The sequence below is a fragment of the Planomonospora sp. ID91781 genome, assembly GCF_015711595.1.
GTDB classification, from domain to species: Bacteria; Actinomycetota; Actinomycetes; order Streptosporangiales; family Streptosporangiaceae; genus Planomonospora; species Planomonospora parontospora.
On record NZ_JABTEY010000001.1, the window covers coordinates 3,516,607 to 3,528,152 of the forward strand.

The window sequence follows — 11,546 nt, forward strand, 5'->3', positions numbered from 1 at the left end:
TCAGGCCGCGTACCGCGGGTAGCCGTAGCCGACGACCTCGGCCTTGGGGCGGACGCGCCGCTCGACCTTGCCGTTGCCGGTGTTGCCCTCGATCGTGGTGATCGTGCCGTCGCCGTTGTCCTCCTCGACCAGGCCGACGTGGTCGATGCCGTAGAGGCTGTCGCCCCGCTTCCAGTCGAAGAAGACGACCGCGCCCGGGGTGGCCTTCCCGCCCCAGCGGTCGTTGGCCTCGAACCACTGGGCGTAGGTCACGGTGTAGGCGTCCCAGCCGACGGTGGGCCGGATCCCGGCCTGCTCGCCGACCCAGGAGACGAACATCGCGCACCAGGGGGCGTTGGCGTAGGCCCTGACGTTCCCGCCGTCGCGCTCGACGGTCTCCCGCGCGCGCTGGGACTCCATGTACCACCTGTGGAACTTGGTGCCGCCGCCCCGGTCGTTCTCCTCCACGCCGATCTGGCCCTCGGCGATCCTCAGCAGGTCCTGCGCGGTCACGCCGGGCGCCTTCGCGGCGGTGGCGGAGGGGGCCGGGCCGGTCGCCAGGGCGCCCGCGGCCAGGGCCACCCCGCCGGCGAGGCTCGTGCCCAGGACGGCGGCCACGACACGGGTACGGGTGGTGAACCGGGCGAGGGAGATCATGGAGGAAGGGAGTCCGTTCGTCGCGGGCGGGACGGTCCGGGCCCGGCTGCGAGGCTCGGCCGCCGGGCCGGCGCGGCCGGGAACCGGCCGCCTTCCTCCATTGGGCCTGCGCGACGTAGCGGGAGCGGAGCGGAAAAGGTGTCGTACGGTTGCCCGCGGCGGAAAGGCTCACCCGGACTTCCCGGGGTGCCCGGCCTGCCCGGCCTCCCGGGGTGCCCGGCCTCCCGGCATCCCTGGGCGCCCGGCCTCCCGGGGGCCGGGCGGACCGGGCACCCCCTCCCGCGTCCCCTCCTGAGCGGGCGGCCCTCCTCCGCGGTGGCCGTCAGCCGACGCGGAGCACCAGCTTGCCCCGGGTCCGGCCCTCGGCGAGGCGCTTGTGCGCCTCGCCCGCTCGCTCCAGCGGGAAGACCTCCTCCACCTCGACCCGGACCCGGCCGTCGTCGATCAGCTCCGCGATGCGGGCCAGCGCGGCGCCGTCGGGCTCGACGAGGAACGCGCTCGCCCGCAGGCCTCGCTCCTCCGCCCGCCGGGCCAGCTCGGGGGAGACGCCGGAGGGCACCGCGAGGAGCAGGCCGCCGGGGACCAGGACGTCCAGGGAACGCGTGCTGGTGGCGTCGTGTCCGTCACCGACCAGGTCGACGACCACGTCGACGTCCTTGACGGTCTCCTCGAACCGGGCGGAGGTGTAGTCGACGAGCTCGTCGGCGCCGAGCCCGCGCAGCCACTCGTGCTTGCCGGAGCGGGCGGTGCCGATCACGTGCGCGCCGAGGTGCTTGGCGAACTGGACCGCGAAGTGCCCGACGCCGCCCGCCGCCGCGTGCACGAGCACGCGCTGGCCCGGCCGGACCCCGGCGGCGTCCACCAGGGCCTGCCACGCGGTCAGCGCGGCCAGCGGCACGGCGGCGGCCTCGTCGTGGCCCACCGAGCGGGGCTTGCGGGCGAACTGCCGGGAGGGGGCGGTCACGTACTCGGCGAAGGCGCCGGCCTGGCGGGGGAACCACGGCATGCCGTACACCTCGTCCCCCGGCCGCAGGTTGTGCACCCCGAACCCGACCTCCTCCACGACCCCGGAGACGTCCCAGCCGAGGACGAAGGGGGGTTCGCCCAGCACCCCGGCCATGCCCCCGCCCTCGCGGGTCTTGACGTCGACCGGGTTGAGCCCCGCGGACACCACGCGCACCAGGACCTCGGTGGGCAGCGGTTCGGGCCGCGGCAGGTCCACGGTGCGCAGGACCTCGGGACCACCGAAGGCGTCCTGGCTGACAGCGCGCATGAGCGCCATGTTCTTCTCCTCGCGGAAGGGGATTGCGACGCCGCCGACGCTATCCTGAAGACCCTAGTAACCATCAAGGGCTTCTACTTCCCTTTGGGAAGCATACAGCGAGAGGGAGGGTCGGCCATGTCCATGACGTGCGCCACGGGCCGTCACGACAAGCACGACGTCTACGCCGCCCAGTGTCCCTGCCGCGGCGTGCTCGATCTGCTGGCGAGCAAGTGGACGGCGCTGGTGATCGGCGCGCTGGAGGAGGGGCCGCAGCGCTTCGGCGAGCTGCAGCGACGGCTGGAGGGCGTCAGCCCCAAGGTCCTCACCCAGACCCTGCGCCGGCTGGAGGAGTCCGGGTTCGTGGACCGCACGGTCTACCCGGCCGTCCCGCTGCACGTGGAGTACGAACTGACCGACCTGGGCTTCGGCGTCGCCGAACCGCTGGCCGCGCTGCGCGGCTGGGTCGAGCGCAACCTGGACGACATCCACCGGGTCTGACCCGCCCGCGCGAGCAGGGGGCGAGGGCCGCCGTCGAGTAAGTCCGCCTTACCGCGTGTCCACGGCAGTCGCACCGCGGAGCGAGCCGGTGCGTGAAGCGGAGGACGCATGCTGGGCGCCATGACCATTCGTCGATTCGGTACGTTCGCCTCACGGTCGGGAGCCGCGATCCTGGCCGCCGCGCTGCTCGCGGCGGGCCCCGCGGCCGCCGCGGCGGACGGCGGCCTCGACCGGCAGCGGCTGCGCCGGACGCTGGACGCCGTGCACGAGGCCGGCATGTACGGCATCCAGTCGAGCGTCGTGGACGGCCACCGGAGCTGGAAGGGCGCCGCGGGCGTCGCCGACGTCGAGACCCGCCGCCCGATGCGTCCAGGGATGGCGCACCGGGCCGGGAGCATCACCAAGTCGTTCGTCGCGGTGGCCGTGTTGCAGCAGGCCGGCAAGGGCACGATCGAGCTCGATGCCCCCGTCGGCCGCTATCTGCCGGATCTGATCCCGGGTGAGCGCGGGCAGCGGATCACCGTGCGCATGCTGCTCGACCACACCAGCCACATCGCCAACCACACCGGGGTGCTCTTCCCGACGGTCGAGAGCCTGGACGCCAACCGCTTCCGCGCCTTCCCACCGGAGGAACTGGCGCGGGCGGGGCTCGGCGCCCCCGCGACCGGGCAGCCGGGGGCGACGCCCGGGGCGTATTCGAACACGAACTTCGTCATCGCCGGCCTGCTGCTGGAGAAGGTGACGGGCATGAGCGCCGAGCGTTACATCACCGACCACGTCTTCCGGAGGGCCGGGCTGCGGCACACGTTCTTCCCGCGTACGCCGTACCTGCCCGGGCCGAGCTCCAAGGCGTACGAGGCGTTCTTCGGGTTCTTCGACCCGCCCAGGGACTACAGCGTCTACAACATGTCCTGGGGCTGGACCTCGGCCGCGGTCGTCTCGACGATGGAGGACCTCAACCGCTTCTTCCGGCTGCTGCTGCGCGGCGAACTGCTCGACGCGGCTCTGCTCGCCGAGATGCAGAAGACGGTGCCCATCCGGTCGCTCTCGGGCGCCGTGATCGACTACGGTCTCGGGATCTACCCCCTCGACCTGCCGTGCGGCAGGTTCTGGGGGCACGACGGGAGCGTCCCCGGCATGCAGACCTTCGCGTTCTCCGATGCCGGCGGCGGCCGCCGGTTCGCCTTCGGCATCAACCTGAGGAACTACCAGCGGCTCGATGAGAACGGCAGCCCGGTCGCGCACGCCATCGACTTCGCGATCGGGGACCATCTGCTGGAGGCGGCGTGCGGGCCCGGCGCGGGGGCGGAGACCAAGGCGGCGCGGCCGCTTCCGCCGATCGGTGTGGACGGGGGCACGGCCGCACCGTGACGGCCCGGCACTCCCGCGGGCGTCCCGCGGCACCGGTGGGGCGGCGGAGCCCGCCCACCGGCCTCGGGCGGGTGGGATCCTGAGCGGATGGAAGAAGCGAGAAGCCGCTGGACGGAGATCGCGGGCGAGGATGCGGGGGAGCGGTACGCGGCGCGGTTCGCCGAGCTCGCCGCCTCCGGGGCGGACGTGCACGGGGAGGCGCGGTTGTGCGCGGCGCTCGCGCCGCCGGGGTCGCGGGTGCTGGACGCCGGGTGCGGCACCGGGCGGGTGGCGATCCGGCTCGCGGAGCTGGGTTACGCGTGCGCGGGCGTCGATCTGGACGAGTCCATGCTCGCGGTGGCGCGGAGCCGGGCGCCCGGACTGACCTGGGTGAGGGGAGACCTGAGCGCGCTCGACCCGGACGCGTTCGGTCCGGACGTCTCCGGTCCGTGCGCTCCCGGTCCGGACGCTCCCGGCCGGGACGCCGCCGGTTCGCACGCGTCCGCGCCGGGCGTGGGTGTCCCGGACGCCGCCGGCCCGGGAAGACCCTTCGACCTCGTGGTCGCCGCCGGGAACGTGATCCCGCTGCTGGCGCCGGGAACCGAGGCGCGGGCCGTACGGCGGCTCGCCGCCCTGCTGCGGCCGGGCGGCCTGCTGGTGGCCGGGTTCGGGCTGGACGCCGCGCACCTCCCGCTGGCCTCGGCCACCGTGGGGCTGGCGGAGTACGACGCCTGGTGTGAGGCGGCGGGGCTGGCCCTGGAGCGGCGTATGGCGACGTGGGACGGCGACCCCTACGACGGCGGGGGTTACGCGGTGAGCGTGCACCGCCGGATCCCGGACGGTGCAAGTCCGGAATAGTAGTAATTTCAACCCATGCGACTGGGCGTTCTCGATGTCGGTTCCAATACGGTCCACCTGCTGGTGATGGACGCCCATCGGGGGGCCCGTCCGTTGCCCGCCTACTCCCACAAGGTGGAGCTGAGGCTCTCCGAGCACGTCGAGCGCACCGAGGGAGGCGACCGGCTCTCCGAGACCGGCGCGGCGCGGCTGCACGGGTTCGTCGAGGAGGCCCTGCGGATCGCCGAGGACAAGGGCGTCGAGGACCTCATGGCCTTCGCCACGTCGGCGGTCAGGGAGGCCGTCAACGGAGACGACGTGCTGGAGCGGATCAAGGCCGCCACGCAGGTGGACATCCAGGTGCTCTCGGGGCAGGACGAGGCCCGCCTGACGTTCCTGGCCGTGCGGCGGTGGTTCGGCTGGTCCTCGGGACGGCTGCTGGTGCTGGACATCGGCGGAGGGTCGCTGGAGATCGCCTCGGGGCTCGACGAGCAGCCGGACGTGGCGGTCTCGCTGCCGCTGGGCGCGGGCCGGCTGACCCGCGACTGGTTCACCGCCGACCCGCCGCCCGCCGAGGAGGTGCGGGCGCTGCGCCGGTACGTCCGGGCGGAGATCGCCCGTTCGGTGGGCGACGTCGCCCGGTACGGCCGGGCCGACCACGCCGTGGCGACGTCCAAGACGTTCAAGCAGCTGGCGCGCATCGCCGGGGCCGAGCCCTCGGCCGACGGGGAGAACGGCCGCAGGTCGCTCCGGCACGCGGACCTGACCGGGTGGACCGGCCGACTCGCCGCGATGGACGCCCGGGAGCGGACGGGGCTTCCCGGGGTGTCGGCCGGGCGGGTGCGGCAGCTGCCGGCGGGGGCGATCGTCGCGGACGCCGCGATGGACCTGTTCGGCGTGGCGGAGCTGGAGGTGTGCCCCTGGGCGCTGCGCGAGGGGGTCATCCTGCGGCGCCTGGACGCGCTGCCCGGCTGAGACGCCGCCGGAACCGCTCCGCCGCAGCGGACCGCCCTGCCGCAGGGGATCGTCCCGCCCGGAGCCGCCCTCGCCACGGGGCCCGTCCCGCGCGGTTCCGTTCCCCGTCCTCCCCGGCGCCGGGCGCGGTTGCCCCGGGGAAGCCCTTCCACACCTGGTCGCGGGAAGGTTTGCGTCCTCTTTGTGAGGTAAGAGCGCATGGTTATGAACAGCGCACAGGTGGAAGGCGCCGCGCGCAGAGCGGCGAACAGTCAGACGCTGGACAGGCTGGCCCGTCTCGGCATGGCCTGTCGCGGCGTCCTCTACGGATTGATCGGGTTCCTGGCGCTGCAGATCGCCTTCGGCGGCGGCAGCGGTGGCAGGGAGGCCGACAAGACCGGGGCGATCGAGATGGTCCGGGAGCAGCCCTTCGGGAACGTGCTGCTCTGGCTCATGGTGGTCGGCTTCGCCGCACTGACGCTCTGGCAGCTCTCGGAGGCGGTGATCGGCCGGGGGCGGACCAAGGACCGGGCCGAGTCGGCCGGGCGCACGGCGGTCTACGCGCTCATCGTGGCCACGCTGCTGAGCCTGCTGCTGCGCGGCGACTCGGGCGGCTCCACCGACGAGCACTCCAAGGACCTCACCGCGCAGGTGATGGAGTGGCCCGGCGGGCAGTTCCTCGTCGGTCTGGCCGGGCTGGGCCTGATCGCGCTGGGCGCCTACTGGATCCACAAGGGCTGGAAGAAGAAGTTCCTGCAGGACCTGCGGACCGGTGAGATGCCGGCCAGGGCCAGGGACCTGGCCGAGAAGCTCGGCACGGCCGGTTACCTCGCCCGGGGCGTGATCGCCGCGGTGGCCGGCGTCTTCGTCGTCCAGGCGGCGGTGACCTACGACCCCGACAAGGCGAAGGGGATCGACTCGACGCTCCGCTCGCTGGCCGAGACCCCGGCGGGCCCGTGGCTGCTGGGACTCGTCGCGGTCGGGCTGCTCCTGTTCGCGGTCTACTGCTTCTTCGAGGCGCGCTGGCACCGGGTGTGACGGGAGGAAGCGCCTGTGGCGGCGGAGGCGGGCACGCAGGAGAAGGCCCGCGGAGCAAGTCCGAGCTGACTGTCCGGTAAGCCATCCCATTCCTACTTTTCCGGGACATCGCACCTTCCGAGCCCCGCGTCTTCCCAGAGTCGCGGACAGCATCGGGAGGGCTGTATGGACCTGTCGGAGTACGACGAAGAGCTCGGCGGTGAGCCGGGCGGAGGGATCTGCGGCGAGTGGGTCCTCCGCCTGGCGGGCTCCCCCGAACAGGTGATGCGGGCCCGCCGCCTGGTCTCCGCGACGCTGGGCAGGGGCCACCCCCTGCACGACGACTGCGTGCTGCTGACCAGCGAGATCGTCACGAACGCGGTGGTCCACTCCCGATCCGGCAGGGGCGGGGCGTTCGTCCTCGGGATCTCCTGCTCGGCCCGCGGGGTGCGGGTGAGCGTCCAGGACGAGGGATCCTCCTCGGCGCCCTGCGTCTGCCACGCCTCGGCCGAGGCGACCGGGGGCCGGGGCCTCCCGCTGCTGGAGGCGCTGGCCCACCGGTGGGGCCTGGTCCGCCGGGCGGGATCGAACAAGGTCTGGTTCGAGCTCGAACTGGAGCCGGCCGAGCTGCCCAGACCCCGCCTGGCCGGCGTCAGGTGAGCACCGGCCGTCCTGGAAGGTCCCGGCCCGGCGCGGGGACCCCATCCGGGGTCCCGGTCCGGTGGGCCCCCGGACGGCCCTGGTCCGGTACGGCGCGGCCCCCGGACGGCCCCCGGCCCGGGTACGGCCGGCGGCGGAGGTCGGCGGCCTCCCGGCCGCCCGAGACGGGATCCGCCCAGGACGAGCCGGAAGACGACCGGCGGGGTCAGAGGTAGAGGCCGGTGGAGACGGCCGGGGCGGCCGCGGTCCGCTGTGCGAAGCCGTCCCGCAGCGCGAACAGCTCGGCGAGGGTGGCCCCCTCGGGGGAGACGTCCTCGGCGGTGCCGAGCCAGGCCGCCGCCTCGTCGTGCGGCAGCGCGCCCACCTCCAGCTGGGCCAGGCAGCGGCCCGGACGGACCACGGCCGGATGGAGGCGGGCCAGGTCCTCGTTGGTGGTGATGGCCACCAGCACGTCGCGGCCCTGGCCGAGGAGACCGTCGGTGAGGTTGAGCAGCCGGGACAGGCCCTGCCCCGTGGCCTCCTTGGCACCGTTCCTGATCAGCTCGTCGCAGTCCTCCAGGACCAGGAGGCGCCACTTCTCGCCGTCCTGCGCGGAGTCCGAGCCGACCGCGACCTCCATCAGATAGCCGGGCGAGCCGAACAGCCGCTCCGGATCGAGCACGCAGTCCACCTGGCACCACGACCGCCACTCGTGGGCGAGCGTGCGCAGCAGGGTGGTCTTGCCGGTGCCGGGCGGGCCGTGCAGCAGGAGGAGACGGCCGTGCACCTCGCCGGGGGTGAGGGACATCAGCCGGGAGATCGGCTCGTGCAGCGACCGCGCGTAGTTGCCGCTCACCTCCGCCCACGGCGAGGTGGTGATCGGCTTGCCGGAGCGGCGGCTGCCGTGCTCGCTCTGCCACCAGAAGCCCATCTGGACGTGGTCGTCCTCGGGGGCGGGCTCGGTGGCGTCCCTGACGGCCTCCTCGATCACCGAGCGGGCGAGCTCCTCGCTGACCGCGGTCACGCTCACCGTGGCCGAGCGGCTCTTGTAGCGGATCACCCGCAGCGTCCAGCCCTCACCGGTCACCAGCCGCGAGTCCCGGCCGTCCTCCTCTCCGGCGGCGCGGACGAGGGTCCCTCCGGCGGGCATGAGCGGCGCGTCGGAACGCACGCGCTCCAGGGTCGCGGTGCGGGCCCAGGGCTGCGTCCCCGTGGCGAACGGAGAGAGCGCGAGCGCGTCGATGACGTCCACCGCGGTGTCGCCGTCGTCGAGCCAGATGTTCATGGGCAGCTCCGCCTGCTGCTGCTCCGGGGCGAAACGGACCTCCTTCAACACGGACATGCCGGTAATGATCCCGCCTGTGACCGCGGAGGTCGATGGGTTTTCCGGTTTCCGCTGTCCTGAGGGGCACCGCACGGGCCCGCGCAGGGGTGTCCAGCGGTCCGCTCCGCCGTGTCCGCTGCTCCCGCGGCGGGCCGTCCGCCACTCGCCGACCGCGTACGGCCCGGGGACCGTCTGCGGCGCCGTGCGGATCAGAGCCGTCACGCCTGATCGGATCAGAGCCGTCACGCCTGGTCGGACCGGACCGGCGTGCTTCCGAGCCGGTCCCGGGAGGCCGGTCCTGCGGTGGGCAGGCGGACGGTGAAGACGGTGCCGCCGCCCTCGCCGGGGGCGGCGGCGATGGTGCCGCCGTGCGCCTCGACGACGGCCTTGGTGACGGCCAGGCCCAGGCCGGTGCCCGTGATGCCGGCCCGCCGGGCGGTGGAGGCGCGGAAGAACCGGTCGAACAGGCAGGGGTACTCCTCGGCCGGGACGCCGATGCCGGTGTCGGCCACCGTGACCGTGACCGTTCCGCTCCGGCAGGTCTCCGCCTCCTGGGGCGAGGCCTCTCCGCCGCCGTGCTTCCGGCTTCGGCGGCCGTTGTGGCCGGGAGCGCCGTGGCGGGGGCCGTCGGGGGCGGGGGCGGCGTCGCAGCCGGCGGTGACGGTGACGGTCCCGTGCTCGGGGGTGTACTTGACCGCGTTGGACAGCAGGTTGTCCAGCACCTGGCGGAGCCGTACCGGGTCGGCGCGCACGGGCAGATGGTGCTCCAGCGCCACCTCGACGGTCAGGTGCTTGGCCGCGGCGGCGGCCCGGTGCTCGTCGACGGCCTGGCGCACCAGCCGGGTCAGCGAGATGGGCCTGGGGTCGACGGCGGTGTGGCCGGCGTCCAGGCGGGCCAGGTCGAGCAGGTCGTCGACCAGGTGCTGCAGGTGGGCGCTCCTGCGGTCGATGACGTCGGCGAACATGCGGGGTTCGTCGGTCAGCTCGGGCAGGTCGGCGAGCATCTCGGCGTAGCTGCGGATGACGGCGACGGGGGCGCGGATCTCGTGGCTGACCAGGGCGACCAGTTCGTCCTTCATCCGGTCCAGCTCACGCAGCCGGCGGACCTGCTCGCGTTCGGCGGTGAGCAGGCGCTCGCGTTCGGCGGCGATCCGGTGGCGTTCGGTGACGTCGGTGGAGATGCCGTCGGCCAGCAGGCGGCCGTCCTCGCGGCGGGGGGCGGCGCGGGTCCAGATCCAGCGGGTGACGCCGTCCAAGCCGGTGAGGCGGTACTCGGCCTGGACGGGCCGCCCGGCGCGGACCCCGGCGAGCAACCCGTCGAAGGCCTGCCGGTCGTCGGGGTGGACCCGCTCGCCGATGAAGGCGGCGGCGTCGACGCCGAGGGGGACGTGGCCGCCGAGGATCCCGGTGGTGCTTCCGCCCTGGTAGATCCAGCGGGCCGCGCCGTTCTGCTCGATCTCGGCGCTCCACACCAGGTCGTCGAGCTGGGCGACGACCCGGTCGAAGCGGCGCCGGCTGGCGGTCAGGGCCAGGGCGAGGTCCTCGGCGCGGCGGCGCTCCATGAAGCGGCCGATGTGCGCGCAGACGCCGCCGAGCAGGTCGAGCAGGTCGTCGTCGCGTTCCTCGGCGGTGTCGGTGAAGAAGGTCAGCACGGCCAGCACCCGCTCGCCGCTGCGCACCGGCAGCCCCACGGCGGTGCGCAGGCCGGCCTCGATCGCCTCCCCGTCGCGGACGAGCCGGTCCGGCTCGGTGCTCAGGTCGCGGATCCACACCGGCCGGCCGGAGTCGACGACCCGGCCGGGAAGGCCCTGCCCGGAGCGGACGGTCATCGCGTCCGGGCCGGTGAAGGCCGACAGGTCCCGGCCGGGCCGCGTCCAGGAGCCGGTGCGGGAGACGCGCTGCGCGCCGGGATCGACCTGCCAGTACTCGCCGCAGGCCCAGCCGAGGGTGCCGGCGATCGCGCCGAGCACGCCGCAGGCGGCCTGCTCGACGGAGCCGGCGTCGGCCAGTGCCCTGGTCACGGCGTGCTGGGTGTCGCGGAGCACCTGGAGGCGGTGCCGGGCGGTGATGTCGTGGCCGACGTTCACCGCGCCGAGGCGTCGCCCGGTGGGGGAGTCGAGCGGGTGGCCGTTGACCAGGTAGCGGCGCGCGGGCCGTCCGGGACGGCGGACCACCACCTCCTGGCCGGTGAACCGCTCCCGCAGGGCCCGGACCAGGGGCAGCTCCTCCTCCTGCAGCAGGTGCTTGCCGTCGGCGTCGAACAGCTGGTAGGCGCGTGCCCAGTGACTGCTGTGCACCGGCGTCTCCGGCCCCTGGAGCGCCTCGCGCATCGGCTGGTTGAACCGGATGATCCGGCCTTCGGTGTCGCACGCCGAGACCGGGACGTCGAGGCTGTCCAGCAGGGCCGACAGGAACGTGCGCTCCTCCTGCAGCTCCTGCCGGGCCCGCTCCGCGGACCGCGAGGAGATCTCCGCCTCGGCCATCACCGCCAGGCTGCCCAGGGTCTCCAGTTCCTCCCGGTCCCATGCGCGGGGGCGGCCGTCGATCACGCACAGGGCGCCCAGGGGCTGGCCGCAGGGGGCGTGCAGCGGCGTGCCGGCGTAGGCGGCCAGCTCGCCGCGGGCCACGGCGCCGATGTCGCGCCACCGCTCGTCGCGCCGGGCGTCGTCCACCGCCATCGGGGCGTCGTCGACGAGCAGGTGCCGGCACATGGACTGCGACAGGGGAACGTCCCGGGAGGGCGGGAGCCCTCCGGTCCCGGTGTAGCTGAGGATGACCTGCCGGTCCTCGGCGATCAGCGTCACCAGCGCCGCCTGCACGTGCAGCAGCCGGACCGCCATCCGGGTCACCTGGTCCAGCAGCGGCACCCGGTGGACCTCCAGCAGGCCGGTCGAGCGCAGCGCCTCGAGCCGCTCCGGATCACGGACGCGGTCTACCGTCGTCATGTGCCCATCTCCCCGTGGATCTCTCGTCAGCGAGAAATCGGTAGATGTAAGGCGTTTATGCCCTTTGTCGCGCGAGAATCCC

Annotated in this window: 10 protein-coding genes; 6 read left to right on the forward strand and 4 right to left on the reverse strand. The window is 74.0% G+C overall.

Features of this window, described 5'->3' with window-relative positions; genetic code table 11:
• Together HS048_RS15955 and HS048_RS15960 are read right to left on the reverse strand one after the other, a co-directional pair.
• Positions 1-636, reverse strand: a complete 636-nt coding sequence (locus HS048_RS15955; protein WP_196467335.1) for a CHAP domain-containing protein — start codon at positions 634-636, stop codon at positions 1-3.
• A gap of 322 nt (positions 637-958) precedes the next feature.
• Positions 959-1,918 (reverse strand): NADP-dependent oxidoreductase, encoded by a 960-nt coding sequence (locus HS048_RS15960; RefSeq protein WP_307832497.1) that lies wholly within the window; start codon positions 1,916-1,918, stop codon positions 959-961.
• A 117-nt stretch (positions 1,919-2,035) separates the two neighbouring features.
• On the opposite strand from HS048_RS15960, the gene HS048_RS15965 reads away from it, so the two are divergent.
• The 6 genes from HS048_RS15965 (at position 2,036) to HS048_RS15990 (ending at position 7,216) form a co-directional block, all read left to right on the forward strand.
• The gene (locus HS048_RS15965) at positions 2,036-2,398 is read left to right on the forward strand and encodes a helix-turn-helix domain-containing protein (protein ID WP_068894017.1); all 363 of its coding nucleotides are present in this window, start codon (positions 2,036-2,038) and stop codon (positions 2,396-2,398) included.
• Between the two features lie 120 nt (positions 2,399-2,518).
• Complete coding sequence (locus tag HS048_RS15970; RefSeq protein WP_196467336.1) at positions 2,519-3,769, forward strand: serine hydrolase; 1,251 nt, start codon at positions 2,519-2,521, stop codon at positions 3,767-3,769.
• 87 nt (positions 3,770-3,856) lie between these two features.
• On the forward strand, positions 3,857-4,606 hold the full coding sequence (locus tag HS048_RS15975; protein WP_196467337.1) for a bifunctional 2-polyprenyl-6-hydroxyphenol methylase/3-demethylubiquinol 3-O-methyltransferase UbiG: 750 nt from the start codon (positions 3,857-3,859) through the stop codon (positions 4,604-4,606).
• Positions 4,607-4,621: 15 nt separating this feature from the next.
• Positions 4,622-5,560, forward strand: a complete 939-nt coding sequence (locus HS048_RS15980) for a Ppx/GppA phosphatase family protein (protein ID WP_084007906.1) — start codon at positions 4,622-4,624, stop codon at positions 5,558-5,560.
• A 198-nt stretch (positions 5,561-5,758) separates the two neighbouring features.
• Positions 5,759-6,577, forward strand: a complete 819-nt coding sequence (locus HS048_RS15985) for a DUF1206 domain-containing protein (RefSeq protein ID WP_230880843.1) — start codon at positions 5,759-5,761, stop codon at positions 6,575-6,577.
• A gap of 165 nt (positions 6,578-6,742) precedes the next feature.
• Positions 6,743-7,216, forward strand: a complete 474-nt coding sequence (locus HS048_RS15990; protein ID WP_068894014.1) for an ATP-binding protein — start codon at positions 6,743-6,745, stop codon at positions 7,214-7,216.
• 205 nt (positions 7,217-7,421) lie between these two features.
• Here HS048_RS15990 and HS048_RS15995 read toward each other — a convergent pair whose 3' ends face one another.
• Together HS048_RS15995 and HS048_RS16000 are read right to left on the reverse strand one after the other, a co-directional pair.
• Entirely contained in the window at positions 7,422-8,537 is a 1,116-nt protein-coding gene (locus tag HS048_RS15995) for a DUF5925 domain-containing protein (protein WP_230880844.1), read from the reverse strand.
• Positions 8,538-8,761: 224 nt separating this feature from the next.
• The gene (locus HS048_RS16000) at positions 8,762-11,464 is read right to left on the reverse strand and encodes an ATP-binding protein (RefSeq protein ID WP_196467338.1); all 2,703 of its coding nucleotides are present in this window, start codon (positions 11,462-11,464) and stop codon (positions 8,762-8,764) included.
• Between the last annotated feature and the right edge of the window lie 82 nt (positions 11,465-11,546).